We start from the raw sequence: 25,960 nt of genomic DNA on the forward strand, positions 1-25,960 counted from the left end.
TCCGTGCGCCAGGATGGGACCGTGACCGGGGAACAGCACGAGGGACCACACGTCGTCGCGGTGAGCAGGGACGACGAGCACCGCTTCAGCAAGCCCGTCGTCGACGAGGTCGTCCTCGTCGCCGGCTGGGGCATCGAGGGGGACGCGCACGCCGGCACCACCGTGCAGCACCGCTCCCGGGTGGCGCGGGACCCCTCGCAGCCGAACCTCCGTCAGGTGCACCTCGTGCACGCCGAGCTGTTCGACGAGCTCGAGCCGACCGGGCACCACGTGGCACCCGGGGAGCTCGGCGAGAACGTGACCACCCGCGGCGTCGACCTGCTCGGGCTGCCGGCCGGCACGGTCCTGCACCTCGGCGCGGACGCCCGGGTGCGGGTGACCGGACTGCGCAACCCCTGCCAGCAGATCAACGACCACGACCCGGGACTGCTCCGCCGGGTGCTCGGACGGGCCGAGGACGGCACGGTCGAGCGGAAGGGCGGCGTGATGGGCGTCGTGCTGGCGGGCGGCGTCGTGCGTGCCGGTGACCCCGTCGTCGTCGAGCTGCCCGAGGGCGACCAGGAGCCGCTGCAGCCGGTCTGATCCCGCCGTCGACGCGGGCGGGCAGTCACGAGGTCCGGGCCGGGGTCAGTCGCCCGACATCGCGATCGCCGACAACTTCGCCATCAGGGACCGCGGCACGAACCGGTGCACGTTCGCCACCGCCGCGTTCGCCCCGCCGGAGACCACCGTCGGACCGCCGGCGCGACCGAACGCCCGGAGCCCGGCCGCCGCGACCTGCGCCGCCGTCTGCCGGCCCCGTTCGAGGAACCGCCCCTGGGCGCCGCCGCGCGTCGCCGCGTCGAAGAACCCGGTCGACGTCGGTCCCGGGCAGAGCGCCAGGATGCGCACGCCGGACCCGCGGGACTCCTGCCAGAGCGCCTCGGTGAACGACAGCATGAACGCCTTCGTCGCGCCGTAGACCGCCATCGACGGGGTCGGCTGGAACGCGGCGGTCGACGCGACGGTCATCACCCCGCCGACCCGGCGCGCGAGCATCGGCGGCAGGAACGCGTGCACGAGCCGGACGACGGCCGTGCAGTTCAGGTCGACCTGGGTGCGGAGCCGCTCGTCGGTGGCGTCGACGAATGCGCCGTGGTCACCGACCCCGGCGTTCGCCACGAGGACGTCGACCCGCACGTCGGCGAGCGCCGCCACGACCCGGTCGACGCCGTCCGCCTGCGCCAGGTCAGCGGGCACCGTGGTCGCCTCGACGCCGTGCTCCGCGCGGATCCGGGACGCGAGCGCGTCCAGCCGGTCGGCGGACCGGGCGACGAGCACGACGTCGGCACCGGCGGCGGCCAGGCCGAGTGCGAGCTCCTCGCCGATCCCGCCGCTCGCGCCGGTGACGAGGGCACGGAGGCCGTGGAAGGGGCTGCGAGATCGGGGCATGCTCCATGGGTACACCCGGTGGGTGCGACCGGACGGGAGGCGCGGGGCGGGCCGGGCACGTGCCTCCCGTCCGCCCGTGGCCGGCACCGCGACCGTGGTGACGCCTACGGGGCGGGCTGCGCTCCGGGCGGGACGATCGACTCGAGCAGCCGCAGCACCCGCTCGCCGTCCACCGCGTCGGGGTCGAGCAACCACTGCACCTGCAGGCCGTCGGACGCCGCGATGCTCAGGCTCGCCAGGTCGATCGGGTCCAGGTCTGCCCGGATCCGCCCGGCAGCCTGGTCCGCCGCGATGAGCTCCGCCAGGTCCGCCCGGAGGCGGGTGAACCGCTCCCGCATGAAGTCCCGCGTCGTCGGGTGTCCCTCCTGCACGGCGTCGGCCGCGAGGGTCGTGTAGAGCTGCACGAGCCCCGGCACCCCGCGGTTGCGCGAGGCGCTCTCCCGCATGTCGCCGATCGCCGACTTCAGCCGGTCGGGGGCGCCCTGCTCGCGGACCTCGTGCTCCCGGTACACCGCGAGCAGCAGGTCGTCGCGGCTCGGGAAGTAGTGCCGGAGTGCGGCGTGCGTGATGCCGAGCGCATCGGCGACGGAGCGCAGGGAGGATGCGTCGACGCCCTGCTCGGCGACCATCCGGATCATCTCGTCGAGGATCTGCGCACGTCGCTCGGCACCCTTGCGGTACCCACCGCGCCGGGGTGGGGTCGCGTCGTCGTCGACCTCGTGCGTCATCCCCCCAACTTACCGCTGGAAGGTTTTCGCGCCACCCCGCGCGGCTCGATCGGGGAACGCCCGGGTCAGGCCGGTTCGGCCGTGTACTCGTCGACCGGTGCGGGTCGCCCGCCGACCAGGGCGTCGGTGACCTGGTCGAGGCACCGCGTGAGCACGGCGTTGTCCTCGGTCGACAGGTGGTCCATCACCTCGACCACGGCCTCGTGGAAGCGCGCGTACGACGAGTCGATCTTCTCGGCGGCCTGCACCGTCGGCTCGAGCACCTGGGCCCGGCGGTCCGTGGGGTGCGGCGCACGGACCAGGTCGCCCTTCGCGACGAGTCCGTCGACGATCTTCGTGACCGACGCGTTCGAGACGCTGAGCATGACAGCGAGGTCCTTCGGTCCCATCGACCGTCCGTCGCGGTGCGCCTGGAGCAGGTAGCGGACGGCCAGGAACTCGTTCTTCGTCAGGCCGCTCTCGGTCCGCGCCTGCTCGAGCTGCTGCTCCTCGGCGTGCTGGAGCCGGAGGAGGGCGTCCACGGCGACCTTGGCCGCACGCGAACGGGGCTCACGGGCGTAGAGGTGCGTGTGCTCTCGGCGGACGACGGTCAGCGGCATCGGCTCGTGCGGTCTCTCTGTCGGGTGGTCGGCCGACGCGGCGGGTCAGACCGCGGTGGCCGTGAAGAAGTCAGCGTACGACGGTTCGGAGCGGCGCGACAGGAGCGACGGGTCCTGGATCCGGCGCTCGACGTAGGCGTCGATGACCGCGGGGTCGGTCAGACCGACGCGGGTGTGCGTCGCGCCGGCTCGTGTGGTGTGCGGCATCCCGGTGTACGTGCTGTGCATTGTGATCCCGCCTTCCCGTGTCGTGGTCGTCCTCGTCCGGACGCGAGAACTGTTTCACGACGCGAACTACTTGTGCAACGAACTGTTCGATTTCTGTACATTCCGCGCGGGAGCAGCGACGCCACCAGCGGCGACAGCGACGACCGCAGCCGTCTGTGAACACCTCGTGAACGCATGTTTCACAGTCGTCAAAACTCGTGAACCGATCGTCCATCCGGCCCTACGCTGCCCGATGTGTCCTCCGCCACCACCCCCCGCCCCGTGCTCGTCCTCGACTTCGACGGCACGGTGTGCACGGGCGACGCCCCGGTGTGGGCGTACGCGGACGAGGTCGCGGCCGCGCTCCGGGGACGCGGGTCGGAGACCGCTGCCGACACGGTCCGCGACGGCCTCCGCGCCTTCCTCGACGGTGCGCCGGACGCCCCCGCGTGGGCGGACGGGTACGAGGCCGTCGCCGAGCTCGCCGTCGCCGCCGACCCCGCCGCCGCACCGCTGCTCGAGGACGCCTACCGCCGCAGCCGGTCGGCCCTCGCGGACGGACGCCTCGCCGTCACCGCCCCCGAGGGACTCGCCGCACACCTCGCCGAGATCGGCGAGCACGCGGACCGGGTGCTCGTGACGAACGCGCCCCTCGCCGGCGTGCTCGAGACGCTCGCCGTCCTCGGACTCTCCGAGGTCGTCGACGCCGTGCACGCCGAGGCCCGGAAGCCCGGGGGCTGGGACCTCCTGCTCCCCCGACTGCTCGAGGGCCGCCGCCCGGGCGACCTGCTGTCCATCGGCGACATCTGGGCGAACGACCTCGCCGCGCCACGCGCCGCCGGGTGCCGGACCGCCCTGATCGACCGGTTCGGGCACGCCGCCGGGCCCGCCGACCTGGTCGCCCGGTCGTTCCCCGAGCTCTACGCCGACATCGCCGCATGGTCCCGGGACCCCGCCGCGGTCCCCGTGCCCGCCGCCTCCTGACCGCACCACACCACACCCGCTCAGCCCCACACCAGAACGGAATCGTCATGCCCCTCCGCACGACCACGCTCGCGACCGCCACCGGCGTCGCCCTCCTCGCCACGCTGGCGCTCTCCGGCTGCGGTGCCTCGCAGCAGACCGCCTCCGCCGGATCCTCCGGCACCGCCGCGGCCGCGTGCACCGGCCGCTCCGACGACTCGGCCGCCGCGCCGAAGTCCCTCACGCTGGCACTCGTGCCGTCCGGCGACGCGAAGAAGCTCGTCGAGACCGTGAAGCCCCTCGAGGAGGCCCTCACGAAGCGCCTCGGCATCCCCGTGAAGGGCGTCATCACCCAGGACTACCAGGCGTCGGTGGAGGCGATCGGCAGCGACCAGGCCCAGATCGGCATGCTCCCGAGCCTGCAGATGAGCCAGGCGTGCGACAAGTACGGCGCGGTCCCGGCCCTGCAGACCGAGCGGAACGGCAAGCACAGCTACGCCGCGCAGTTCTTCACGAACGACCCCGACAAGTACTGCTCGGACACGCCCGTCGCCGGCACGAACGGGATGCTGTACTGCAACAGCACCCAGTCGGGCACGGGTCCCGCCGGGCTCGACGCGCTGAAGAAGCTCAAGGGTGCGAAGATCTCGCTCCTGCAGGCCGCCTCGCCCGCCGGCTACATCTTCCCGGTCGCCGCGATGAAGGCCGCCGGCCTCGACGTCGACGAGGACGTCTCGGTCACCCAGGTCACCGCGAACGACGCGAGCGTCCTGTCCGTGTACAACGGCGACACCGAGGTCGGCACGAGCTACTGGGACGCCCGCAGCGTCGTCGCGACGGACACCCCCGACGTCGGGAAGAAGGTCGTCGTGTTCGCGCTGACCGACGAGATCCCGAACGACGGCGTCTCGCTGTCCTCCGGCCTGAGCAAGCAGTGGCAGCAGAAGATCACGACGGCCATGAAGGACTACGCCGGCACCGCGGAGGGCAAGCAGGCGCTCACCGCGATCTACCAGATCACCGGGCTGACCGACGCCGACCCGGAGGCGCTGACGAAGACGCAGCAGACCGCCGCGACCATCGGGCTCGGCTGATGACGACGCCCGACCGGACCCACAGCGAGCGGGGAGGTGCCGGCATCCGCTTCTCCGACGTCGGCGTCACCTACCCGAACGGCCACCACGGCCTGCGCGGCATCGACCTCGACATCGCCCCCGGCGAGATGGTCGCCGTCGTGGGTCTGTCGGGCGCCGGCAAGTCGACGCTCATCCGCACGATCAACGGGCTCGTCCCGATCACCTCCGGCGGGATCACCGTCGGCGACACCCGCGTGGACGGCCTCCGCGGTCGGGCGCTCCGGGACCTGCGCGCGGACGTCGGGATGGTCTTCCAGGGGTTCAACCTCGCCAAGCGGACCACCGTCCTGAACAACGTGCTCATGGGCCGGCTGCACCACACCTCGGCCTGGCGGTCGCTCCTCGGCGCGTGGCACCGGGACGACGTCGAGCTCGCGATGCAGGCCCTCGAGCGGGTCGAGATCGTGCAGAAGGCTTACGTGGGCGCCGCCGAGCTGTCCGGCGGGCAGCAGCAGCGCGTCGCGATCGCCCGGACCCTCGCGCAGCGGCCGCGGGTGGTCCTGGCGGACGAGCCGGTCGCGTCGCTCGACCCGCCGACCTCGCACGTCGTGATGCGCGACCTGCAGCGGATCAACGCCGAGCTCGGCATCACGGTCGTCGTGAACCTGCACTTCCTCGACCTCGCCCGGCGGTACGGCACCCGACTCGTCGGGCTCCGCGCCGGCGAGGTCGTCTACGACGGCCCCGGGGCCGACGCCGACGAGTCGGTGTTCGAGGCGATCTACGGCCGGTCCCTCACCGCCGAGGACGTCCTCGACGCGCCGGCGGTGCAGCTGTGACGACGGCGGACGCGACGCGGTCCGGCGGACGCACCCCGTGCCTCCAGGCCGACGGCACGGGCCGTCCCCGCCGGCCGCGCACCCTCGGACGCACGCTCGCCGTCGTGGCGGTCGTCGCCGCGATCACCGTGTGGTCCGCGATCGCCGTGCAGGTCGACGTCGCAGCCCTCGTGACCAACGCGCGGAACGCGTCCGCCACCCTGGTCCAGCTGGTGCAGCCGGACTACTCGTTCATCCCGGAGACGCTCCCCGCGCTCCTGCAGACCGTGCAGATGGCCGTCGTCGCGACGGCCGTCAGCACGGCCGTGGCGATCCCCCTGTCCTTCGCGGCGTCGCGCGCGACGAACCCGAACGGTCCGTTCCTGGCGGCCGTCCGTCTCGTCATGAACGTCGTCCGCAGCGTGCCGGACCTGCTGTTCGCGTCGCTGTTCGTGACGGTCGTCGGGACGGGTGCGCTGTCCGGTGTCCTCGCGCTGGTGCTGTTCAACGTCGGGATCCTCGTGAAGCTCGTGTCCGAGGCGCTCGACGGCGTCGACCGCGGCGGACAGGAAGCGGCCCTGGCGAGCGGTGCCACCTGGCTCCGCGCGAACCGCGCCGCGGTGCTCCCCGAGGTCGCCCCGTCCGCCGTGTCGCAGGTCGTCTACGTCCTGGAGCTCAACATCCGCGCGTCGACCGTCATCGGCCTGGTCGGCGCCGGCGGGCTCGGAATGCTCATCGACAAGGTGCGGACGTTCTACCAGTACCACTACCTGAGCACCGTCATCCTGGAGGTCCTCGTGCTCGTCGTCCTGCTCGAGCTCCTCAGCTCCGTCACCAGGAAGCGGCTCCTCCGATGAGCGTCGCCGTCGGCCCGGCTCCGACACGCCCCGGCTCCGGCACCGGCCGGGAGGCACGCCCCGCCACCGCGCGCCCGACCCGTCCTCGTCGGGTCGGCCGGGCGCTCGTCGCGGTCGCCGTCGTCACGGTCGTCGCCGCCGCCTCGTGGGGGGTCGACCTCGACTGGGGCGCCCTGCCGGCGCTGCCCGCGAAGTCCGCGCACCTGCTCGGGCTGATGTTCCTGCCCCCGGCGTGGTCGGCGCTGCCGGACGCCCTGTCCGCCACCCTGCTGTCCGTCGCGATGGCGTGGTTCGGCACCGTGCTCGGTGCCGTCCTCTCGCTGCCGCTGTCCCTGCTCGCGACCGACCGGCTCGCGCCCGCGGTCGTCCGGGTCCCGCTCCGTGCGGTCTTCGCGGTGCTGCGTGCGGTGCCCGAGGTCGTCATCGCCGTCCTGATGCTGTCCGTCACCGGCCTGACCGCGTGGACCGGGGCGCTCGCGATCGCGATCGGGTCCGTCGGCACGCTCGGCAAGTGGGGCTACGAGGCGTTCGAGTCCGTCGACCGCGGGCCGGTCGAGGCGACGACGGCCGTGGGGGCCTCGCGGTGGCAGGTGATGCGGTGGGGCGTGTGGCCGAGCGCCCGGCCCGACGTGCTCGCGTTCTGGCTGTACCGCTTCGAGATCAACGTCCGGGCGTCGGCGATCCTCGGGCTCATCGGTGCCGGCGGGATCGGCAAGATGCTCGTCGACAACGTGCAGTTCCGCGTGTGGGACGTCGTCGGGATGCTCCTCCTGGTGGTCGTCGTCGTGACGATGGCGATCGACCAGCTCAGCGGCGCGGTCCGCACCCGGATCATCACCGGGCGGTGGGCGATCCCGCTCGTCGGGACGATCCGTCGGGGTCACGGGGCGCGCCGGACCCGTAGGGTCGAGCCGTGAACGACCAGCCGGGCGCGGTCATCGCCACCATCCGGAGCCTCATGCCGTCCCTGCTGCCGACCGAGCAGACCGTCGCGGCCGTGCTGCTCGAGCGCTCCGCCGAGATCGTCGAGCTGAGCGCGCAGCAGGTCGCGGACGCCGCCGGGGCATCGCGCGCGACGGTGGTCCGGACGTGCCAGAGCCTCGGGTACTCCGGGTACCAGCAGCTCCGGGTCCTGCTCGCGCGGGACGCCGCGGCCGCCCCGGTGCGTCCGACGGGGGCGACCCCGGACGGCGCCGCCGGGATCGTCACCGCGACATTCACGCAACTGGCCGACCGGGTGCACGACATGACGGCGCTCCTCGACGGCGGGGCGCTCGACCGCGCGGTCACCCTGCTCGCCGACGCACGCCGGGTCGTCATCGTGGGCAACGGCCTGTCCGCGCCGCTCGCGCAGGACGCCGCCGCCCGGCTGACGAGCATCGGTCGCCCCGCCGAGGCGCAGTCCGACGTCATCGGACAGCAGATCAGCGCGCGGCTCCTCGGGCCCGGAGACCTGCTCCTCGTGGTGAGCGGGAGCGGGGCGAACGCGCTGACGCTCCGGACCGTCGCCGCGGCCACCGCGGCCGGGGCGGACGTCGTCGCCGTGACCGCGTTCGGTCGGAGCCCGATCGCGCAGGCCGCCACGGTCGCCCTCGTCGTGACGATGCCGGACCTGACGTTCCGCGACGAGCTGACCCTGGCGTCGCGGTTGCCGCAGGCGATCCTCGTCGAGGGGCTCGTCGCGGCGACGGCGGACCGGCTCGGGGACGTGGCGGTGCGGGCGAAGGCGTTGGCGCTCGACGCGATCAGCGCGAACCTGTCCGACTGACGCCGAGCGCACCGGGCCGCGTCCGGGCACGTCGGGCCAGGATGGGACCCATGTCCTACATCGCCGCGGACGACCGCTACGACTCCATGCCCTACCGCCGGACGGGCCGCTCCGGCCTCGACCTGCCACTGCTCTCGCTGGGCTACTGGCACAACTTCGGCGACGACAAGCCGTTCGAGACGCAGCGGGCCATCAGCCGCCGGGCGTTCGACCTCGGCATCACGCACCACGACCTCGCGAACAACTACGGCCCGCCCTACGGCGCCGCCGAACTGAACTTCGGCCGACTCATGCGCGAGGACTTCCGCCCCTACCGCGACGAGATGGTCATCTCGACCAAGGCGGGCTGGGACATGTGGCCAGGCCCCTACGGCCAGGGCGGCGGGTCGCGGAAGTACGTGCTCGCCTCGCTCGACCAGTCGCTGCAGCGGACGGGCCTGGACTACGTCGACGTCTTCTACTCGCACCGGCTCGACGCCTCGACCCCGCTCGAGGAGACGATGGGCGCCCTGCACACCGCGGTCCAGCAGGGCAAGGCGCTGTACGTCGGCATCTCGTCGTACGACGCCGAGCGCTCCCGCCGGGCCGCCGAGATCCTCCGTGACCTCGGGACGCCGCTCCTCATCCACCAGCCCTCGTACTCGATGCTCAACCGCTGGATCGAGGACGAGGGCCTGCTCGACGCCGCCGGCGACCTCGGCTTCGGCGTGATCGGGTTCACCGCGCTCGCCCAGGGCCTGCTCACCGGGCGCTACCTGGACGGCGTCCCCGAGGACTCGCGCGCCGCGGCGGGCAAGTCCCTCGACGCCGGCTCCCTGACCCCGGAGGTCGTCGAGCACCTGCGCGCGCTGAACGGCATCGCCGAGGCCCGCGGGCAGAGCCTGGCGCAGCTCGCCCTGGCGTGGGCGCTCCGCGACGAACGGGTGACCTCGCTCGTGATCGGCGCCTCCCGCGTCGAGCAGCTCGAGCAGAACGTCGCGGCGCTCGGCAACCTGTCGTTCACCGCCGACGAGCTGGCGTCGATCGACGAGCACTCCGTCGGGGTGCTCGACGTCGACCTGTGGTCGGGCGCCCGCTCGGGCCAGGTGAGCTGACCGCTCGCCCGGCCGCAGCAGCCCGGTACGCTACACATCAGTGGGGCGGTTCGCCGGGTCGTCCTGCGGGCAAGGCTGAAGCCCACCACCGCGGCAACGGTGATGGGCTCCGGGTTGCCCTCCGAGTGGAAGGCCGAGGGCGCACAACCGCCCCCGAGTTCACTTGCTCGGGACCAGCATACGCAGGTCCGCCCGCGTGTGCAGCCCTCGGCCGCCTCCGCTCCTCGTGTCCGCCGGCCCTGACACGGAAGGTGGTCTCGATGTCGAAGGACACCGAGCCCGACCGCAGGCGTCAGGTGCCGTGGCTGGGGATCGCGAGCTTGCTCGTGACCCTGGTCCGGCTCCTGCACGACCTGTGGCGGAAGGGCCAGTAGGCACGGCGGCCCGTACCCGATCGGGTACGGGCCGCTCCGGTCTCCTGCGTCAGGGGGCCGGGGGGCGTCAGACCAGACCGAGGCGCTCGTCGAGCAGCGCCAGGAGCCGCTGCCGGAACGGCACCGCCGACCAGCCGTGGTCCGCACCGTCGACGACCGTGAGCGTCGCCCCCGGCAGGAGTTCGGCGTAGCGGCGGCCGTACGACACCGGGACGATCGCGTCCTCGGTGCCGTGCACGACGTCGGCCGGACCGGTGTACCCGGCGGCAGGGCCGTACACGTCGAGCCCGTCCCGGACGTCCGCGATGAACGCCGTCCCGAGCACCATCCCGCCGAAGTCGAACCACCCCTGCTCGCGCGCCGGGGCGAGGGGCTGCCCCTGGATCGCGTCGTGCACGGTGATGTCGTCGACCACGACGCCGGCTGGTGACCACAGGGTCAGTGTCCGGACGGCCTCCGGCACCCGCGCTGCGGCGAGCGCCGACTCCACGGCGCCCAGGCTGTGCGCCACGACGTGCACGCCCTGCCCCCGGTCCGCGGCGCGGATCATCGCGACGACCTGTTCGACCTCGTCACGGAGGGTGATGTCCGCGAACTCGCCGTCGCTGGCACCCTGGCCGAGCCGGTCGTGGCTCCGGACGAGGGCGCCGCGGGCGACGAGGTGTCGGGCGGTCTGCACGAACAGCTGGTGCCCGCCGAGGGCACTGTCGCTGAACCCGTGCACGAGGAGGACGACGGGGGCGTCCGGGGCGGCGCCGTCCTGCGGTTCCCACTGCCAGCCGCGGATCGTGCGACCACGGTGCTCCAGGGTCGCCAGGGTGGTGCGGGGGTCCGTCCCCTGCAGCGGCACGGTGCCCATCAGTTCGTCCGGTCCGCCCACCCGGCCGGCAGGTCACCGGGAGCGGTGTCGACGACGGTCTCGTCGTCCTCGCCGACGTGCTCGAACCGCGTGATGTGCGCGAACTCCGGCACGACGTAGATCGGGTACGTGGGGCCTTCGTCGCGGTAGCGCTGCATCTCGTCGAGGTGGTCGTTCTGGAACAGGACGGTCTTGGAGCCGTCGAGCTCGATCCAGCGCGGGAAGAAGATCGTGCCGTGCAGCACGCGCTGCTCGGGCAGCACGTTGACGACGACGCTCGTGCCGGTGGGCTCGTTCCACGAGACCTTGTAGACGCCCGGCGCGAGGGCGACGAGGTCGACCGTCTGGTCCTTCACCCACCGGCCACCGACGTGCCCGGTGTGGATCCGGTAGTCGATGGTCGTGGCGTTCTTGACGTACATCTCGTACTGCCAGCCGTTGGCGTACGTGTAGATGAACCGGTGTCCGACGATGCCGGAGAGGTCCTGGGGCGGTTCCGGGTGCTCGACCGAGGTGGTGGTGTCCATGACCTCGAGTGTGCTCCCGAAGTAGTTTTGTTGCAAACAAAACTTGCTGGTAGGTTGCCGAGCATGACGGGTACAGGCGACGAGACCGCTCGGATCGCCCGACGACTGAGCGACCGGATCGGTCCGTTCCGCCGGACCCTGCTGCGGACCTCCCGCGCCGTGGCGGACCTGCCCGACATCCCGGACGCGCAGGTCGAGGTGCTCCGCGCCCTGGCTGCCGGAGCCGCTGCGGCGCCGGGCGCGGACGCTCCCGGTGCCGCCCCCTCGGCCCTCGCGACCCGCCTCGGCCTCGCCCGCTCGACGGTGAGCAACCTCGTGTCCGCGATGGAGCAGTCCGGACTCGTCGAGCGTCGACTGGTCGGGGGCGACGGTCGCCGCACCACCGTGCACCTGACCCCGCTCGCGGTCGATCGCCTCCGCACGTACGACGACGCTGCGACCTCGGTGCTCGTCGACGCCCTCGGGCACCTGTCCGCGGAGGACGTGCACGCCCTCGCCGCGGCCCTCCCCGCACTCGAGCGCCTGCACCGCGAGATCACCCCGCCGCCCGCACCCTGACCGGCACCGCGCGACCCTCAGCAACCTCGAAGCGATCCTTTGGCACTCCTGAGGCAAGAGTGCTAAAACGGACGCCAGTTGAGTCGAGGGGACTCAACGAGGACCACGAAGGAGTTGATCTCGATGACGATGCAGTTCGACCCGTTCCGCGAGCTCGACCGACTCGCAGGCTCCCTGCTCGGAGCCGGCGCCGGTGCACCCCGGTCGATGCCCATGGACCTCTACCGCAGCGGTGACCACTACGTCCTCGACGTCGACCTGCCGGGCATCGACCCGGGCTCGGTGGACGTGGACGTGGACGGTTCCGTCCTGACCATCCGCGCCGAGCGCACGCTCGGCGCACCCGAGGGCTCGCAGTGGATCACGCGCGAGCGCCAGCCCGGCACCTTCGTGCGGCAGCTCACGCTCGGTGACCACCTGGACGCCGAGCGCATCAGCGCCGCCTACGACAACGGCGTCCTGAGCGTGACCATCCCGGTCAAGGAGTCCGCGAAGCCCCGCAAGATCCAGGTGTCGACCGGCGGCGGCGCCCAGCAGCTCGCCGTCGGCTCGAGGGGCGAGTGACCGGAAGGGCACGGCAGCGATGGCAGCACTCGGCAACGCGCTCCTCGCCGTCGGCGTCCTGACGGCAGCCCTCACCGCGACGGCCCTCGACCGTCGCACCGCGGCACTCCTCGGAGCCACCGGCGGCACCGTCGGGAGCTTCCTCGCGTGGCTCCTCGCCCCGCAGGCCTGGACCGGCTCCTGGCTGCTCCCGTGGATCGCCGCGGGAGCGGGGACGGTCGCGGTCGTCGCCGGATGGGCGGCAGCTCGCGCGTACACCGGCCTCACCCGCTCGCCGCGGGAACACGAGGACGACACGACGAGCATCACCACCCTGCCGGGCTGAGTGGGCGACGGGACGGGAGGCGCGGTGCCAGCCGGCACCGCGCCTCCCGTCCGTCTGCCGGTCGCGCCCCGCGACCGGCGTGACGCTCACTCCTTGTTGAGCGTGTCCTGCACGAGGCCCGCGGTCTTCTCGACCACGTTCGGCAGCACGGTCGTGCCGTAGAAGCGCACGTCAGGGTGCGTCGGCGGCGGAATCGGCACCGAGGACGTCGGGCCGTCGTGGTACGAGTACTCGCCCTTGCCGTCGAACGAGGGGCCGCTCGCCCAGGGCCCGTCCGCGGCCGCGGCGCCGTCGGAGAAGTTGAGGTACTGGAGGCTGGATCGCGCGGGGGCGGTGGCCGGATCGCGCGGACGGGCATCGTCAGCGCGGCCTACCGTGGCCGTCATGGACCTCGAACTCACCGGCCGTGTCGCGCTCGTCGTCGGCGGCCAGGGCTACATCGGCGCCGTCGTCGCGGAGACCCTCCGCCGCGAGGGCGCGACCGTCGTCGTCGCCTCCCGCAGCGCCGGCGGCCCGGACGCCGTCACGATCGACACCGCGTCGCAGGCCTCCGTCGACGCGGGGGTCGCCCGCGTGCTCGAGCAGCACGGCCGCATCGACGTGCTCGTCGTCACGGCAGCGCCCGCTGCCGGCACCCTCGACCCCGAGAAGGCGTCGGATCCGGAGCAGGTCGCGACCGCGATTGACGGCAAGGCGCTCGGGTTCCTCCGGGTGGCGAACGCCGTGCTCCCCCACCAGCAGCGCGCCGGCTCCGGCCGCGTCGTCGTCATCAGCGGGCAGAACGCCTACCTCGCGGGGAACATCACGACGTCGCTCCGGAACGCGGCGACGAGCATCATCGCGAAGAACCTCGCCGACCAGGTCGCGGGGTCCGGCGTCGCGGTGAACGTCGTGAACCCCGGCACGGTGACGGACGAGCCCGCCGCCCAGGTGCAGCAGGGCGCCGGTGGGGAGTCGAGCCCGCAGCAGATCGCGGACCTGGTCGCGTTCCTCGCCTCACCGCGTTCCGCGATGAGCGGCGAGTCCGTGTCGATCGCGCACCGCGTGCGCGGGCAGCTCACGATCTAGACGCGCCACGGGACGGACGGGAGGCGCGTGGTCGCGCGACCACGCGCCTCCCGTCCGTCACGGCCACGCGTCCAGGACAGCCTCGACCACTCGAGCGGCGACCCGCACGAAGCGGTCCCGCCATCTCTTCGGACGGGCCGGCTCCGGCTGCGCCCGTCGGAACAGCGCCGCGGGGACGACCGCGCGGCACAGCGTCGCCCCGGGTGCGGCCTGCTCGTGGTCGCGGTCGAACACGCACTCGTCGCAGACCGCGCTCGTCGACGTCGGAGCACCCGGGTGCTCCTCCCACGGATGCCCGCACGTCGGGCAACTCGTCTCCCGGAGGCGGCGGCGAAGCACGCGCGAACCGACCTCGGAGGAAGCACCGGTCGTCACGTCGCGATCATGCCACGGCTCTCGATCGGAGCGCGCTTCGTCCTCGCGGACGAGGCCGTTCGTCCCTCCGCACGATGACGGCAGGGCCTGCACCACGGGAGCCTGGGTGGCATGGAGAGCTCGACCAAGCACGTGATCGCCACCCTCGTCACCTGCGCCGCCATCGTCGCGGTCACCGCCGCCGCCCTCGTGGCGATGTCGCCCGTCCCGTGACCGCCGTCACGCCCGGCCGTCGTGCGATGATCGACCCGTGAGGGACGGGCGCGGGTTCACCAGGCCGCTGCCCCTCCGCAGTGTCGTCGCCGACGTCACCTGGGCGCTCCTGGCCGCGATGGTCTTCCTCGCCCCGATCGACCTCGAACTCGAACACGCGAGCCTGCCCGCCGTCGCGACCGCCACCGCCGCGATCGCCGTCCGACGGTTCTCGCCGTCCGGCGCGATGCTCGCCGCGGTCGCCCTCGGGGTGGTGCAGGTGCTCGGCGGCGAGCGCCCCTCCCTCGTGGACCTCGCCCTGTTCGTCGTGATCGGCAGCGTCGCGATCGTCGGCACCCGGCTCGAGGTCGTGCTCGCCGGTCTGCTCGCGGTGGTGGCCGGAGCGACCGCCGCCCTGTACCTTTCCAGAACCGGTTACCGCTACGCGCTCCTGCTGAACAGCGGGCCGACGGACCAGGCGGTCCTCGTGCTCGCCGCGCCGACGCTCGCGCTCGTCGCGGTCTGGGCCTCCGGACTCGCGACCCGGGCCGTCCGGTCGCAGAACGCCGAGTCCGTCCGTCGCGCCGACGCCGAGGCCGCCGCGACCCGCGCCGAGGCGGTGGCGAACCGCGCCGAGGCCGTCGCCACCCGGGCGGTCGACGAGGCCGAGGCCGAACGCATCCGGGCCGACATCGCCCGCGACGTCCACGACGTCGTCGGCCACTCCCTCGCGGTGATCATCGCCCAGGCCGACTCGGTGCCCTTCCTCGACGACGAGGCCCGCATCCGCGAGGTCAGCGCCACGATCGCGAGCACCGCCCGGAGCTCCCTGACCGAGGTGCGTCAGGTCCTCGGGCACATCGACGGCTCCGACGCCACCGCCGACCCGACCTCGTTCGAGGAGATCGTCCGGGGCATCCGGGACGCCGGCGTCGACGTCGAGCACGCCGTCCGCGGCACCGCCCGACCACTCGGTGCCGTGCACGGGACCGCTGCCCGCCGGGTGCTGCAGGAGATGCTGACGAACGCGCTCCGGCACGGGGTCCCCGGCGGCGCCGTCGAGGTCCGGGAGACCTGGCGCTCCGCCGACCTCGTGCTCGAGGTCGAGAACGCCGTGCCCCGAGCCGCCCTGCCCGTCGGCGACGGCCTGGGGATCGACGAGCTCGCGGCGCACCCGCGGGGCTCGGGCCGGGGACTCACCGGCATGCAGACCCGACTCACCACCATCGGCGGCTCGTTCGACGCCGCCGTGCTCGACGACGTGTTCACCGCCCGAGCCCGCATCCCGTTCGACGTCCGAGGGGGGACGAACCGATGACCGACCCGATCCGCATCCTGCTCACCGACGACCAGGCACTCTTCCGCGCCGGGCTCCGGGTGGTGCTCGACGCCCAGGAGGACATGGTCGTCGTCGGCGAGGCCTCCGACGGCGCCGAGGCCCTCGCTGCGATCCCGGAGCTGCGCCCCGACGTCGTGCTCCTCGACATGCGGATGGCCGGGGTCGACGGCGTCGAGACGGTCCGGCGGCTGTTCGCGGACGACGGGCCGGTCGACGGGCCGCTCCCCCGGGTGATCGTGCTCACCACGTTCGGCCTCGACCCCGCGGCGGCGACCGCGATCCGCCTCGGCGCGAGCGGGTTCCTGCTCAAGGACACCACCCCGCCCTTCCTGTTCGCCGCCGTCCGCGCCGTGCACGAGGGCAGCTCGGTCATCGCACCGAACGACCTGTCGCAGCTGTTCGGCGCCGACGTCGAGCGCGCCCCGGCACCGCAGCCGCCGGCGTTCCAGACCCTGACGGACCGGGAGCGGATCGTGTTCGGGTGGGCGTCCCGCGGGCTGTCGAACGCCGAGATCGCCGCGAAGGAGTTCGTGACCGAGTCCACCGTGAAGACGCAGATCTCGAGCATCCTCGGCAAGCTCGCTCTGCGCGACCGTGTGCAGCTCGTCGTGTACGCGCACGACCACGGGCTCGCCGGGGCACGCGAGCCCTGACCCGGAGCACGCCGGTGGCCGGGGACCGGTCGGCGCCGGTCAGGGGACCTGCACGAACCGCAGCGCGCCGCGCTCCCGCTGCCGGAAGCCGAGGTGCTCGTACAGGCCGATCGCCCCGGTGTTGCCCGCGGCCGCGTGCATGAGCGGCACCTCACCTCGGGCCCGGATGCCGTGCGCCACCGCGAGCACCAGCCGTCGACCGAACCCCTGCCCGCGGTGCTCGGGGTCCGTGCAGACGGCGCTGATCTCGGTCCACCCCGGCGGGTGCAGCCGCTCACCGGCCATCGCGACGAGCCGCCCGCCGCGACGGATGCCCAGGTAGGTCCCGAGCTCGATCGTCCGCGGCAGGAACGGTCCGGGCTTCGTCCGCTCGACCAGGGCGGTCATCTCCGGCACGTCGTCCGGCGTCAGCACGACGGCCTCGTCGTCGGGTTCTCCTGCCACCGACTCCCCCGTGAGCTGCACGCCGCCGGCGCTCTCGACGGGCAGCCACCCCGCCGGCGTGACGTCGTCCAGTCCGACCCGCACCACGGCACCCGATCCGGCGAGCACCCGGACGTCCTCCCAGTCGTCCGATGTCGCCCGGGCGGGGATGCCGATCCACACGGACACGTCCGGCCGGTACCGGACGACCGCGCCGCGCCGCTCGGCGAACCGCGCGTGGTGGGAGTCGAGGGCCGCGAGCGCCGGGTTGTCGAGGACGCGCGTCGGGGTGCCGTCCGCGGCCCGGGACAGGTCGAGGGCCCACAGGTCCGCACCGCGGTCGTCGTCCCGGAACCCCAGGTCGGCCAGGAGTGTGCGCTCGGCTCCGGTCCACCCGGTCGTGTCGGCGAGCACCCCCACCGCGAAGCGATCGCGGGCCCGGTCGACCACGGCCGTGACGTCCGACGGGCGTGCGATCGGGAGCTCCCCTGGACGGACGGGCAGGGCGGTGTCGGCGGTGGTCGTCATCCACACATCCTCCGCCCGGTGCGGCTGTCCACAGGCATCGTTGCCCCGCGTGACGGGGCCGATCCGAGCGGCTACCGTGCCGACATGGGGTGGGAACGAACCCGGCTGACGCCGGAACAGCGCGAGGCGGTCCGGCGGGTGCTGCCCGACGCCGAGGTCGTCGCCGACGAGTCGTGGGGGCTGCTCGACACGGTCGTGCTGCACGTCCGGGCCGCTGGATCGGAGTGGACGGTCAAGGCGTCGGGCCCCGACGACACGCACTTCCCACGCGAGCTCGAGGCACACCGCGGGTGGACGGCCGCCCTCGTGGCCCACGGCGACGCCGGGCGGCTCCGCGCCGCCGACGAAGTCGCACGAGTCCTCGTGCTCGAGCGGGTGCCCGGGCGTCTCGCCCTCGGCACCCCCGACGAGCACGACCCGGCGGTGCACCGGCAGGCCGGGCAGCTCCTTCGGCGACTCCACGATCAGGCGTCCCGGCCCGACGCGACGTGGCTCGAACGCGAGCGTGCGAAGACGACGGGTCTCCTCGACCACCCGCACGACATCCCCGCCGACCGGGTCGATCGGCTCCGAACCCTGCTCGCCCACCACCCCGTCGGCCCGGTGGTCCTCGTCCCGACCCACGGCGACTGGCAGGCGCGGAACTGGATCGTCGACGCCGGCCGGCTCCGGGCGATCGACTTCGGCCGGTTCGCGTTCCGCCCGGCGATGACCGACTGCACGCGCGTCGCCGTCCAGCACTGGCAGCACGACCCGGCGCTCGAGCAGGCCTTCCTCGACGGCTACGGCGACGACCCGCGGACCCCCGACGCCTGGCGCTGGCTGCAGCTCCGCGAGGCGGTCGGTACCGCGGTGTGGGCGCACGGGGTCGGCGACCGCCGGTTCGAGCAACAGGGACACGACATGCTCACCGATGCCCTCGCCGCCTTCACCGACGTCCGGTGGTGAGCGGATGCGGACGGTGACCGGACGACGGTCGCGCGCGGCGCGACGGACGGGATCCGCGCCTCCAGTCCGGGGGACGCGCGCGCCGACGGACCGCCGGCCAGGAGGCGCGTGGTGCGCCCGCCGCGTCGCTGCCGTCACGCCGTGGCCGGCTCGCGATCACCTGCGCGCCAGGTGTCCCCGGGAATGCGAGAAGGCCCCCGGATTCCTCCGGGGGCCTTCTCCTGCGTGGTGCGCGAGGGGGGACTTGAACCCCCACGCCGTTTCCAGCACACGGACCTGAACCGTGCGCGTCTACCAATTCCGCCACTCGCGCCAGCCCGGCAACACTAGCACGTTGCGGAGTGCCTCCGTGACCACGTTCAGACGCGCACCGGGGCCAACCACTACCATGCAGGGGTCCCTGACCGACGACACTGGAGACACATGGGCCTGCTGGACAGCTTCGAGCGAGGGTTGGAGCGCGCCGTGAACGGCGCCTTCGCGAAGACCTTCCGCTCCGGCGTGCAGCCCGTCGAGATCTCCAGTGCCCTCCGGCGCGAGCTCGACACGAAGGCCGCCGTCGTCTCGCGGGAGCGCATCCTCGTGCCGAACGAGTTCACGGTGCGCCTCGCGCCGCCGGACCACACGCGCATGCACGACATCGGGCGTCCGCTCATCGACGAGCTGTCCCAGATGGTGCAGCAGCACGCCGTCGCGCAGAACTACTCGTTCTCCGGTCCGGTGACCATCCGACTGCAGCAGGACGGCACGCTGTCGACCGGCATCCTGCAGATCGACTCGTCGACCGTGCAGCGGGACGTCGCCTGGGTCGCCGTCCTCGACATCGGGTCGCAGCGACACAAGCTGCACCGGGGCCGGACCGTCATCGGTCGCGGGACGGACGCCGACATCACGGTCGCGGACACCGGCACGAGCCGCAAGCACGTCGAGATCGTCTGGGACGGCAAGCACGCGCAGGCCAACGACCTCGGCTCCACGAACGGGTCGAAGCTGAACGGCGAACGCTTCCAGCAGGCGATCGTCGAACCGGACTCCACGATCGAGATCGGTCGTACCCGTATGGTGTTCCGGGTGATCCCCGAGAACGACGGAGGTGCTCGATGACCACAGGGCTGACCCTGCTCGTCCTGCGCTTCGCGTTCCTCGCGGTGCTCTGGCTGTTCGTGTTCGTGATCGTCTTCGCCCTGCGGAGCGACCTGTTCGGCCAGCGCGTCCGCACCATCCCGACCGATCCCAAGGCCGGTGCCTCCGGTCCGACGACCCCCGCGATACCGACGGCGGCCCCCGCGGCCGCGTCCGCATCAGCCGGGGCGTTCACGGAACTCATCGGCCAGTCCCCGGGACCGACGCAGGCCACCGCAACCGGGGTGGCCACGCGACTCGTCATCACCGAGGGCTCCCGCGAGGGCATGGAGATGCCGCTCGGCGGCGGGCCCATCACGATCGGGCGCTCGAGCGAGTCGAACGTCGTGATCCGCGACGACTACACCTCGACCAACCACGCCCGCCTCGAGCTCCGCGCTTCCGGCTGGGTCCTCACCGACCTCGACTCCACGAACGGCACCTTCGTCGACGGGCAGAAGGTGACCGCCCCCGTCACCGTCGGGGAGCGGACGCCGATCACCATCGGGACGACGACGTTCGAGCTGCGGCGGTAACCCGGACATGACGGCTCGCACGCTGAGCGCCGCTGTGTCCCACGTCGGGCGCATCCGCGCCAACAACCAGGACTCCGGCTACGCCGGCGCCCACCTGTTCGCGGTCGCGGACGGCATGGGCGGGCACGCCGGCGGCGACGTCGCCTCGGCGATCGCGATCCGGCGCATCCGCGAGGTGGACCGCGAGTTCCCCTCGGCGCACGACGCCGAGTTCGCGCTGCAGTCGGCGCTCATCGCGGCGAACCAGCTCATCACCGAGACCGTCTTCGAGCACCAGGAGCTCACGGGCATGGGCACCACGGTGTCCGCGCTCATCCGGGTCGGCGACCAGATCGCGATCGCGCACATCGGCGACTCCCGCATCTACCGCATGCGCGACGGGGAGCTGCAGCAGATCACCTCGGACCACACGTTCGTCCAGCGACTCGTCGACAGCGGACGGATCACGCCCGAGGAAGCCGCCGTGCACCCGCGTCGCTCGGTCCTCATGCGCGTGCTCGGTGACGTCGACGCCGCGCCCGAGGTCGACACGGCCGTGATGGACATCCAGCCGGGCGACCGCTGGCTGCTCTGCTCCGACGGCCTGTCGTCGTACCTCGCCGAGGAGCGCATCCGCCACGCGCTCGCGTCGACGATGGACGCGAACCAGGTCACGCAGCGGCTCGTCAAGGAGACGCTCGACCACGGCGCCCCGGACAACGTGACGGTCGTCGTGATGGACGTCACCGACGCCGAGGTCGACGACTCCGACGACGCCGCCACGACCGTCGGGTCCGCCGCCGCGCCGCTGACGTTCGAGGCGGCGACCGGCCGCAAGCCGATCCGCCTCCCCACGATCCTGCTGCACCCGCTCAAGGTCTCCACCGCGCCGGAGGACTCGCACTTCGAGCCCGAGTCCGACCAGTACTTCGCGGAGCTCATCGCCGAGGACCGCCGTCGTCGTGTCCGTCGCCGGATCGCCTGGACGGTCGCGCTCGTCGCCGCCGTCGCGCTCCTCGTCGGCGCGGTCTTCCTGGGCTGGCGGATCATCCAGGCGCACTACTACGTGGGCAGCGACCGCGGCACCGTCGCGATCTACAAGGGCGTCCAGCAGTCGATCGGTCCGATCGCGCTGTCGGACGTCTACGAGGACAGCGACATCTCGGTCCGCTCCCTGCCCGAGTACACCCGCGAGAACGTCCGCTCGACGATCAACGCCACGTCGCTCGACGACGCCCGCGAGATCGTCGACCGCCTGCGCAAGGCCGCCGAGACCGGGCAGGACCAGGCCGGGACCGGCGGGGACGGCGCATCGCCGTCGCCGACGTCCACGGCGTCGCCCACGCCGACGGCGTCCCCGACCCCGGGGTCCGGCGGATGAGCGCCACGACCTCCCAGTCCTTCACGCAGGCCATCACGATCAAGCTGCGTGAGCCGGCCCGCGCCCGCAACCTGGAGCTCGTGCTGCTCGTCATCGCCTGCGGCATCTGCGCCGGGGCGATGGTCCTCGTGCAGCTCGGCACGAAGGGTCGGCTCTTCGACACCGGCGTGCTCTGGGTCGGCGCGGGCATCCTCGGGCTCGCGCTCGTCATGCACGTCGTGCTGCGGGTCGTCGCGAAGAACGCCGACCCGTTCGTCCTGCCGGTCGCGCTCGTGCTCAACGGCATCGGCATCGCCGAGATCTACCGGATCGACGTCCACAACGGCCTGACCGGCTGGGACGCGATCGGCGTGAAGCAGATCGTCTGGACGATGCTCGCGATGGTGCTCGCGACGATCACGGTCGTCGTGGTCCGGAACCACCGCTTCCTGCAGCGCTACCGCTACATCTTCATGGCGCTGACGATCTTCCTGCTGCTCATGCCGATGCTGCCCGGGATCGGCGAGAACATCGGCGGCGCCCGGGTCTGGATCCGCATCGGCCCGTTCTCGTTCCAGCCGGGCGAGCTCGCGAAGATCACGATGGCGCTGTTCTTCGCCGGCTACCTCGTCACGGCCCGCGACTCGCTGTCGATCGTCGGTCGGAAGTTCCTCGGCATGACCTTCCCGCGTGCCCGGGACCTCGGTCCGATCCTGGTGATGTGGGGTGCCGCGATGGCGGTCCTCGTCTTCCAGCGCGACCTCGGCACCGCACTGCTCTACTTCGGGCTGTTCCTGGTGATGATCTACGTCGCCACCGGCCGGCTCAGCTGGGTCGCCATCGGTCTGACGCTCTTCGTCGGCGGCGCGATCGTGGCGCAGGCGGCGCTCGTGTACGTGCGCGGCCGCTTCGAGCAGTGGCTCGACCCGTTCGACCAGACCATCTACGACCGCGCGACGCAGGGCAGCTACCAGCTCGTGCAGGGCCTGTTCGGCTTCGCGAACGGCGGCATCACGGGCACCGGGCTCGGTCAGGGCCGCCCGTACATCACCCCGGTCGCGAACGCCGACTACATCGTCGCGTCCCTCGGCGAGGAACTCGGCCTGATCGGCGTCTTCGCGATCCTGGCGCTGTTCATCGTCCTGGCGTCCCGAGGCCTCCGGGTCGCGTTCATGGCGCAGGACGACTTCGGCAAGCTGCTCGGTGTGGGCTTCGGCTTCACGATCGCGCTGCAGGTGTTCGTCGTCGTCGGCGGCATCACCCGGATCATCCCCGTCACCGGCCTGACGACACCGTTCATGGCCGCTGGTGGCTCCTCCCTCATCGCCAACTGGATCATCGCCGCGATGCTGCTGCGACTGACCGACGCCATCCCCGCCGAACAGCGCGTCCAGCAGGGTGCGATCCCCGCACCGCGGGGGAAGGCCGCGCGCAGGAAGGAGGCCAGCCGGTGAACCGACAGCTCCGCGGCGTCTCGACCGTGATCGTGCTCATGTTCGTCGCGCTCTTCGTGTCGACGACGTCCATCCAGTTCTTCGCGTCCGACTCCCTGCGCGCCGACGCACGCAACTCCCGCACCATCCTCGACAGCTACTCGACGAAGCGCGGCGCCATCCTCGTGAACGGCAGCCCGATCGCCGAGTCGACCCCGTCGGACGACCAGTACCAGTACCAGCGCAAGTACACGAACGGCGCGCTCTACTCGGCCGTCACCGGGTACTTCACGATCGGCCAGGGCAACGCCGGCATCGAGAGCGCCGAGAACGCCGTCCTGTCCGGCAACTCCGACGCCTCGTTCTTCCAGAACCTCAACGCGATCCTGACCGGCCAGGACGTCCAGGGCGACAACGTCAACCTGACGATCGACCCCGACGTGCAGCAGGCCGCGTACGACGCCCTCGGGCAGAACACCGGCGCGGTCGTGGCCATCCAGCCGAAGACCGGCAAGATCCTCGCGATGGTGTCCAAGCCCGACTACGACCCGAACGCGCTGACCTCGCACGACACCGCGGCCGTCAAGCAGCAGTACGACGCGCTGCTGGCACAGAGCCCGACGCCGCTGCAGAACCGCGCCATCGGCGGCGACCTGTACACGCCGGGATCGGTGTTCAAGCTCATCGTCGCCTCGGCCGCGCTCAAGGACGGCAAGTACGACCTCGACTCCGAGTTCCCGAACCCGTCGCGGCTGCAGCTGCCGGGCACGAGCACGTACATCAACAACGCCGAGGGCGGTTCCTGCGGTGGCGGCGACACCGTCAAGCTGCGGACCGCCATCCAGTACTCCTGCAACATCCCGTTCGCCGAGCTCGGGCAGAAGCTCGGGTACGACGAGATCAAGTCGATGGCCGACGAGTACGGCTTCGGCGACCAGATCGAGGTCCCGATGAAGGCGACCGCGAGCCAGTACCCGGACGTCGACTCGACCGCCCAGCTCATGCTGAGCGCCTTCGGCCAGGCCAGCGTGCGCGTCTCGCCGCTGCAGATGGCGATGGTCTCCGCCGGGATCGCGAACGGCGGCAAGGTCATGCAGCCGTCCCTCGTCGACTCGATCACGACGAGCGACCTCAAGACCGTCGAGTCCTTCTCGCCGAAGCAGTACAGCGACCCGCTGTCCGCCTCGGAGTCGGCCGACCTGACCGAGGCGATGCAGAGCGTCGTGAACGCCGGGACCGGCACCAATGCCAAGATCGACGGTGTCGACGTCGCAGGGAAGACCGGCACGGCGGAGGGCGGTACGGGCAGCCCGTACACGCTCTGGTTCACGGGGTTCGCCCCCGCGAAGGACCCGGAGGTGGCCGTCGCGGTCGTCGTCGGCAACGGCGGCGGGCTCGGGCAGTCCGGCGTCGGCAACACGGTCGCGGCCCCGGTCGCGAAGAAAGTCATGGAGGCGGTGCTGAACAAATGAGACCCACCAGCGGACTCACCTTCGGTGGGCGGTACCAGCTCTCCTCCCGCGTCGCGATCGGCGGCATGGGCGAGGTCTGGCAGGCCACCGACCTGGTCATCGGGCGGACCGTCGCACTCAAGATCCTCAAGGACGAGTACCTCGGTGACCCGGGCTTCCTCGAGCGCTTCCGCGCCGAGGCCCGGCACGCTGCGCTCGTCAACCACGAGGGCATCGCGAACGTCTTCGACTACGGCGAAGAGGACGGCAGCGCCTACCTCGTGATGGAGCTCGTCCCCGGCGAAGCCCTGTCCACGATGATCGAGCGCGAGCACACGCTCCCCGTCGACAAGGTGCTCGACATCGTCGCGCAGACGGCGAACGCGCTCCAGGCCGCGCACGCGGTCGGGCTCGTGCACCGCGACATCAAGCCCGGCAACCTGCTCATCACGCCGGACGGCCGCGTCAAGATCACCGACTTCGGCATCGCCCGCATCGCCGACCAGGTCCCGCTCACCGCGACCGGCCAGGTGATGGGCACGGTCCAGTACCTGTCGCCCGAGCAGGCGAGCGGTCACCCCGCGTCGCCCTCGACGGACATCTACTCGCTCGGCATCGTGGCGTACGAGGCCCTCGCCGGTCGCCGTCCGTTCACGGGCGAGTCGCAGGTCGCCATCGCGATGGCGCACATCAACGAGCAGCCGCCTGCGCTGCCGTCGGACGTGCCGGAACCCGTCGCCGCCCTCGTGCTGTCCTGCATCGCGAAGAAGCCGGCCGACCGTCCCGCGACCGCCGCGAACCTGGCCCGTGCGGCACAGGCGCTGCGCCGCGGGGACGTCGCCGCGGCCACGGTCGCGGTGCCCGCGATCGGCGGTGCCGGTACGGTGGCGTTCAACCCGCCGCAGGGCCAGGGCGACGACCAGGCGACGGCGCTCATCGGCACCCAGGCCGGTGCACTGAGCGGTCCGCCGCGGACGCCCGGCTCGCCGGTGACGCCCGAGGACGAGGAACCGAAGAAGAAGCGCGCCTGGATCTGGTGGCTCGTCGGTGCCCTCGCGGTCCTGGTGATCGCGGGCGTCATCGCAGCCCTCGCGCTGAACAACGGCGGCTCCGCGGACCCGACGCCGTCGGCGACCGCCACCCAGTCGACCCCGAAGCCGAGCAACACGCCGACGCCCACCCCGACCCAGGTGCGCCAGTTCCTCGACAAGTCGCAGTACGTCGGGCAGCCGACGGACCAGGTGCGCTCGGCGCTCGAGGGGCTGGGCTTCGTCGTCGACGTCCAGGACGGCAGCCCGGCACCGACCGCCGACCAGGCGAACACCGTCGCCGACCTGACGCCGACCGGCAGCGTCGTCGAGGGCACCACCATCACGGTCACGCAGTACACGACCCCGCCGACGGCGAACAAGCCGAACACCCCCACGGCGGGCCCGGTCTCGAGCAGCGGCTCGGTGACGTTCAGCTGGTCCGCCGCGACCTGCCCGGACGGCTACTCGGTGTCGAAGTACTCGTGGAAGGTCACCGGCGGGAAGGACGCCTCCGGCGCGACCTCCGGCGACACGAGCTCGACCGCGGTCACGATCCAGGCGGACGCGGCCGGCGACGACGTCACCTTCACGTACAACGTGACGTGCGGGAGCCTCGCCGCCTCCGAGGACTCGGACCCCGCCACCGCGACGTGGACCGTCACGCCCACCCCGACGCCCACCGGCAACGGGAACGGCACCGGCAACGGGAACGGCAACGGGAACGGCTCGTCGAACGGCTGATCGCCACCCGGACGGGGGCTTCCGACACCGTTG

Annotated in this window: 28 protein-coding genes, 1 tRNA gene and 1 pseudogene; 21 read left to right on the forward strand and 9 right to left on the reverse strand. The window is 72.4% G+C overall.

The window, feature by feature from the left end:
* The first annotated feature begins 21 nt into the window (after positions 1–21).
* The gene (locus HUN59_RS18790; RefSeq protein WP_174779253.1) at positions 22–582 is read left to right on the forward strand and encodes an MOSC domain-containing protein; all 561 of its coding nucleotides are present in this window, start codon (positions 22–24) and stop codon (positions 580–582) included.
* Positions 583–627: 45 nt separating this feature from the next.
* Here HUN59_RS18790 and HUN59_RS18795 read toward each other — a convergent pair whose 3' ends face one another.
* The 4 genes from HUN59_RS18795 to HUN59_RS18810 form a co-directional block, all read right to left on the reverse strand.
* Positions 628–1,431, reverse strand: a complete 804-nt coding sequence (locus HUN59_RS18795; protein WP_174779254.1) for an SDR family NAD(P)-dependent oxidoreductase — start codon at positions 1,429–1,431, stop codon at positions 628–630.
* Positions 1,432–1,535: 104 nt separating this feature from the next.
* Complete coding sequence (locus HUN59_RS18800; RefSeq protein WP_058741068.1) at positions 1,536–2,159, reverse strand: TetR/AcrR family transcriptional regulator; 624 nt, start codon at positions 2,157–2,159, stop codon at positions 1,536–1,538.
* A gap of 65 nt (positions 2,160–2,224) precedes the next feature.
* Positions 2,225–2,758, reverse strand: a complete 534-nt coding sequence (locus tag HUN59_RS18805; RefSeq protein WP_174779255.1) for a MarR family winged helix-turn-helix transcriptional regulator — start codon at positions 2,756–2,758, stop codon at positions 2,225–2,227.
* Between the two features lie 45 nt (positions 2,759–2,803).
* Entirely contained in the window at positions 2,804–2,986 is a 183-nt protein-coding gene (locus HUN59_RS18810) for a hypothetical protein (protein WP_058741066.1), read from the reverse strand.
* Between the two features lie 234 nt (positions 2,987–3,220).
* Between HUN59_RS18810 and HUN59_RS18815 the strand changes: the two genes are divergently transcribed.
* Genes HUN59_RS18815 through mgrA form a run of 7 tightly spaced genes read left to right on the forward strand, consistent with a single transcriptional unit; the run spans position 3,221 to position 9,541 of the window.
* The gene (locus HUN59_RS18815) at positions 3,221–3,949 is read left to right on the forward strand and encodes an HAD family hydrolase (RefSeq protein ID WP_174779256.1); all 729 of its coding nucleotides are present in this window, start codon (positions 3,221–3,223) and stop codon (positions 3,947–3,949) included.
* Positions 3,950–3,996: 47 nt separating this feature from the next.
* Positions 3,997–5,022 (forward strand): phosphate/phosphite/phosphonate ABC transporter substrate-binding protein, encoded by a 1,026-nt coding sequence (phnD, locus tag HUN59_RS18820; RefSeq protein ID WP_174779257.1) that lies wholly within the window; start codon positions 3,997–3,999, stop codon positions 5,020–5,022.
* Positions 5,022–5,843: a phosphonate ABC transporter ATP-binding protein gene (gene phnC, locus HUN59_RS18825; RefSeq protein ID WP_174779258.1), complete on the forward strand. Its 822-nt coding sequence runs from the start codon at positions 5,022–5,024 to the stop codon at positions 5,841–5,843. The genes phnD and phnC overlap by 1 nt, the downstream gene beginning before the upstream one ends.
* On the forward strand, positions 5,840–6,679 hold the full coding sequence (gene phnE / locus HUN59_RS18830; protein WP_174779259.1) for a phosphonate ABC transporter, permease protein PhnE: 840 nt from the start codon (positions 5,840–5,842) through the stop codon (positions 6,677–6,679). The genes phnC and phnE (HUN59_RS18830) overlap by 4 nt, the downstream gene beginning before the upstream one ends.
* The gene (gene phnE / locus HUN59_RS18835; RefSeq protein ID WP_174779260.1) at positions 6,676–7,596 is read left to right on the forward strand and encodes a phosphonate ABC transporter, permease protein PhnE; all 921 of its coding nucleotides are present in this window, start codon (positions 6,676–6,678) and stop codon (positions 7,594–7,596) included. The genes phnE (HUN59_RS18830) and phnE (HUN59_RS18835) overlap by 4 nt, the downstream gene beginning before the upstream one ends.
* Positions 7,593–8,447, forward strand: a complete 855-nt coding sequence (locus HUN59_RS18840) for a MurR/RpiR family transcriptional regulator (RefSeq protein ID WP_174779261.1) — start codon at positions 7,593–7,595, stop codon at positions 8,445–8,447. Before phnE (HUN59_RS18835) ends, HUN59_RS18840 begins: the two co-directional genes overlap by 4 nt.
* Positions 8,448–8,497: 50 nt before the next feature.
* Positions 8,498–9,541 (forward strand): L-glyceraldehyde 3-phosphate reductase, encoded by a 1,044-nt coding sequence (gene mgrA / locus HUN59_RS18845; RefSeq protein WP_174779262.1) that lies wholly within the window; start codon positions 8,498–8,500, stop codon positions 9,539–9,541.
* A 441-nt stretch (positions 9,542–9,982) separates the two neighbouring features.
* On the opposite strand, the gene HUN59_RS18850 is transcribed toward mgrA, so the two are convergent.
* The gene (locus tag HUN59_RS18850) at positions 9,983–10,774 is read right to left on the reverse strand and encodes an alpha/beta hydrolase (protein ID WP_174779263.1); all 792 of its coding nucleotides are present in this window, start codon (positions 10,772–10,774) and stop codon (positions 9,983–9,985) included.
* Positions 10,774–11,301, reverse strand: a complete 528-nt coding sequence (locus HUN59_RS18855) for a phenolic acid decarboxylase (protein WP_114851281.1) — start codon at positions 11,299–11,301, stop codon at positions 10,774–10,776. Before HUN59_RS18855 ends, HUN59_RS18850 begins: the two co-directional genes overlap by 1 nt.
* A gap of 63 nt (positions 11,302–11,364) precedes the next feature.
* Between HUN59_RS18855 and HUN59_RS18860 the strand changes: the two genes are divergently transcribed.
* The 3 genes from HUN59_RS18860 to HUN59_RS18870 all read left to right on the forward strand — a co-directional run bounded on the left by HUN59_RS18860 (position 11,365) and on the right by HUN59_RS18870 (position 12,748).
* Positions 11,365–11,859 carry a MarR family winged helix-turn-helix transcriptional regulator gene (locus HUN59_RS18860; protein WP_058741059.1) on the forward strand — a complete coding sequence of 165 codons (495 nt, stop codon included), beginning with the start codon at positions 11,365–11,367 and terminating at the stop codon, positions 11,857–11,859.
* 123 nt (positions 11,860–11,982) lie between these two features.
* A complete protein-coding gene (locus tag HUN59_RS18865; protein ID WP_058741058.1) occupies positions 11,983–12,423 on the forward strand; it encodes an Hsp20/alpha crystallin family protein in 441 nt (146 codons plus the stop codon).
* Positions 12,424–12,442: 19 nt separating this feature from the next.
* Positions 12,443–12,748, forward strand: a complete 306-nt coding sequence (locus HUN59_RS18870; RefSeq protein ID WP_174779264.1) for a hypothetical protein — start codon at positions 12,443–12,445, stop codon at positions 12,746–12,748.
* A gap of 86 nt (positions 12,749–12,834) precedes the next feature.
* Here HUN59_RS18870 and HUN59_RS18875 read toward each other — a convergent pair.
* A pseudogene (locus tag HUN59_RS18875) lies at positions 12,835–13,059 on the reverse strand (manganese catalase family protein); the annotation flags it as partial.
* A 73-nt stretch (positions 13,060–13,132) separates the two neighbouring features.
* Here HUN59_RS18875 and HUN59_RS18880 point away from each other — a divergent pair.
* From HUN59_RS18880 to HUN59_RS18890, 3 genes are all read left to right on the forward strand, one after another.
* On the forward strand, positions 13,133–13,816 hold the full coding sequence (locus tag HUN59_RS18880) for an SDR family NAD(P)-dependent oxidoreductase (RefSeq protein WP_174779265.1): 684 nt from the start codon (positions 13,133–13,135) through the stop codon (positions 13,814–13,816).
* A 625-nt stretch (positions 13,817–14,441) separates the two neighbouring features.
* Positions 14,442–15,701: a sensor histidine kinase gene (locus tag HUN59_RS18885; RefSeq protein WP_254629946.1), complete on the forward strand. Its 1,260-nt coding sequence runs from the start codon at positions 14,442–14,444 to the stop codon at positions 15,699–15,701.
* Positions 15,698–16,375 carry a response regulator gene (locus HUN59_RS18890; protein ID WP_174779266.1) on the forward strand — a complete coding sequence of 226 codons (678 nt, stop codon included), beginning with the start codon at positions 15,698–15,700 and terminating at the stop codon, positions 16,373–16,375. The genes HUN59_RS18885 and HUN59_RS18890 overlap by 4 nt, the downstream gene beginning before the upstream one ends.
* A gap of 39 nt (positions 16,376–16,414) precedes the next feature.
* On the opposite strand, the gene HUN59_RS18895 is transcribed toward HUN59_RS18890, so the two are convergent.
* Positions 16,415–17,326, reverse strand: coding sequence for a GNAT family N-acetyltransferase (locus HUN59_RS18895; RefSeq protein WP_174779267.1), 912 nt, complete (start codon positions 17,324–17,326; stop codon positions 16,415–16,417).
* Between the two features lie 84 nt (positions 17,327–17,410).
* Between HUN59_RS18895 and HUN59_RS18900 the strand changes: the two genes are divergently transcribed.
* Positions 17,411–18,274 (forward strand): aminoglycoside phosphotransferase family protein, encoded by an 864-nt coding sequence (locus HUN59_RS18900; RefSeq protein ID WP_174779268.1) that lies wholly within the window; start codon positions 17,411–17,413, stop codon positions 18,272–18,274.
* A gap of 226 nt (positions 18,275–18,500) precedes the next feature.
* On the opposite strand, the gene HUN59_RS18905 is transcribed toward HUN59_RS18900, so the two are convergent.
* Positions 18,501–18,587: transfer RNA gene (locus HUN59_RS18905), tRNA-Leu, on the reverse strand.
* A gap of 110 nt (positions 18,588–18,697) precedes the next feature.
* On the opposite strand from HUN59_RS18905, the gene HUN59_RS18910 reads away from it, so the two are divergent.
* Genes HUN59_RS18910 through HUN59_RS18935 form a run of 6 tightly spaced genes read left to right on the forward strand, consistent with a single transcriptional unit; the run spans position 18,698 to position 25,927 of the window.
* Positions 18,698–19,378, forward strand: coding sequence for an FhaA domain-containing protein (locus tag HUN59_RS18910; RefSeq protein WP_114851288.1), 681 nt, complete (start codon positions 18,698–18,700; stop codon positions 19,376–19,378).
* Positions 19,375–19,932 (forward strand): FHA domain-containing protein FhaB/FipA, encoded by a 558-nt coding sequence (locus tag HUN59_RS18915; RefSeq protein ID WP_058741049.1) that lies wholly within the window; start codon positions 19,375–19,377, stop codon positions 19,930–19,932. Before HUN59_RS18910 ends, HUN59_RS18915 begins: the two co-directional genes overlap by 4 nt.
* A 7-nt stretch (positions 19,933–19,939) precedes the next feature.
* Complete coding sequence (locus tag HUN59_RS18920; RefSeq protein ID WP_174779269.1) at positions 19,940–21,292, forward strand: Stp1/IreP family PP2C-type Ser/Thr phosphatase; 1,353 nt, start codon at positions 19,940–19,942, stop codon at positions 21,290–21,292.
* Complete coding sequence (locus HUN59_RS18925) at positions 21,289–22,725, forward strand: FtsW/RodA/SpoVE family cell cycle protein (protein WP_058741047.1); 1,437 nt, start codon at positions 21,289–21,291, stop codon at positions 22,723–22,725. Before HUN59_RS18920 ends, HUN59_RS18925 begins: the two co-directional genes overlap by 4 nt.
* On the forward strand, positions 22,722–24,176 hold the full coding sequence (locus HUN59_RS18930) for a peptidoglycan D,D-transpeptidase FtsI family protein (protein ID WP_058741046.1): 1,455 nt from the start codon (positions 22,722–22,724) through the stop codon (positions 24,174–24,176). The genes HUN59_RS18925 and HUN59_RS18930 overlap by 4 nt, the downstream gene beginning before the upstream one ends.
* A complete protein-coding gene (locus HUN59_RS18935; protein ID WP_174779270.1) occupies positions 24,173–25,927 on the forward strand; it encodes a protein kinase domain-containing protein in 1,755 nt (584 codons plus the stop codon). Before HUN59_RS18930 ends, HUN59_RS18935 begins: the two co-directional genes overlap by 4 nt.
* The last annotated feature ends 33 nt before the right edge of the window (positions 25,928–25,960 follow it).

The organism is Curtobacterium sp. Csp2 (assembly GCF_013347165.1).

What these genes read in the sequence shown, in the direction of transcription:
- mgrA (WP_174779262.1), top strand. Translation starts at nt 8,498, where the DNA reads ATGTCCTACATCGCCGCGGACGACCGCTACGACTCCATGCCCTACCGC.
- HUN59_RS18895 (WP_174779267.1), bottom strand. Translation starts at nt 17,326, where the DNA reads ATGACGACCACCGCCGACACCGCCCTGCCCGTCCGTCCAGGGGAGCTC.
- HUN59_RS18910 (WP_114851288.1), top strand. Translation starts at nt 18,698, where the DNA reads ATGGGCCTGCTGGACAGCTTCGAGCGAGGGTTGGAGCGCGCCGTGAAC.
- HUN59_RS18925 (WP_058741047.1), top strand. Translation starts at nt 21,289, where the DNA reads ATGAGCGCCACGACCTCCCAGTCCTTCACGCAGGCCATCACGATCAAG.
- HUN59_RS18900 (WP_174779268.1), top strand. Translation starts at nt 17,411, where the DNA reads ATGGGGTGGGAACGAACCCGGCTGACGCCGGAACAGCGCGAGGCGGTC.
- HUN59_RS18865 (WP_058741058.1), top strand. Translation starts at nt 11,983, where the DNA reads ATGACGATGCAGTTCGACCCGTTCCGCGAGCTCGACCGACTCGCAGGC.
- HUN59_RS18795 (WP_174779254.1), bottom strand. Translation starts at nt 1,431, where the DNA reads ATGCCCCGATCTCGCAGCCCCTTCCACGGCCTCCGTGCCCTCGTCACC.
- HUN59_RS18935 (WP_174779270.1), top strand. Translation starts at nt 24,173, where the DNA reads ATGAGACCCACCAGCGGACTCACCTTCGGTGGGCGGTACCAGCTCTCC.
- HUN59_RS18860 (WP_058741059.1), top strand. Translation starts at nt 11,365, where the DNA reads ATGACGGGTACAGGCGACGAGACCGCTCGGATCGCCCGACGACTGAGC.
- HUN59_RS18805 (WP_174779255.1), bottom strand. Translation starts at nt 2,758, where the DNA reads ATGCCGCTGACCGTCGTCCGCCGAGAGCACACGCACCTCTACGCCCGT.
- HUN59_RS18915 (WP_058741049.1), top strand. Translation starts at nt 19,375, where the DNA reads ATGACCACAGGGCTGACCCTGCTCGTCCTGCGCTTCGCGTTCCTCGCG.
- HUN59_RS18870 (WP_174779264.1), top strand. Translation starts at nt 12,443, where the DNA reads ATGGCAGCACTCGGCAACGCGCTCCTCGCCGTCGGCGTCCTGACGGCA.
- phnE (WP_174779260.1), top strand. Translation starts at nt 6,676, where the DNA reads ATGAGCGTCGCCGTCGGCCCGGCTCCGACACGCCCCGGCTCCGGCACC.
- HUN59_RS18800 (WP_058741068.1), bottom strand. Translation starts at nt 2,159, where the DNA reads ATGACGCACGAGGTCGACGACGACGCGACCCCACCCCGGCGCGGTGGG.
- HUN59_RS18920 (WP_174779269.1), top strand. Translation starts at nt 19,940, where the DNA reads ATGACGGCTCGCACGCTGAGCGCCGCTGTGTCCCACGTCGGGCGCATC.
- HUN59_RS18855 (WP_114851281.1), bottom strand. Translation starts at nt 11,301, where the DNA reads ATGGACACCACCACCTCGGTCGAGCACCCGGAACCGCCCCAGGACCTC.
- HUN59_RS18850 (WP_174779263.1), bottom strand. Translation starts at nt 10,774, where the DNA reads ATGGGCACCGTGCCGCTGCAGGGGACGGACCCCCGCACCACCCTGGCG.
- phnD (WP_174779257.1), top strand. Translation starts at nt 3,997, where the DNA reads ATGCCCCTCCGCACGACCACGCTCGCGACCGCCACCGGCGTCGCCCTC.
- HUN59_RS18880 (WP_174779265.1), top strand. Translation starts at nt 13,133, where the DNA reads ATGGACCTCGAACTCACCGGCCGTGTCGCGCTCGTCGTCGGCGGCCAG.
- phnC (WP_174779258.1), top strand. Translation starts at nt 5,022, where the DNA reads ATGACGACGCCCGACCGGACCCACAGCGAGCGGGGAGGTGCCGGCATC.
- HUN59_RS18810 (WP_058741066.1), bottom strand. Translation starts at nt 2,986, where the DNA reads ATGCACAGCACGTACACCGGGATGCCGCACACCACACGAGCCGGCGCG.
- HUN59_RS18890 (WP_174779266.1), top strand. Translation starts at nt 15,698, where the DNA reads ATGACCGACCCGATCCGCATCCTGCTCACCGACGACCAGGCACTCTTC.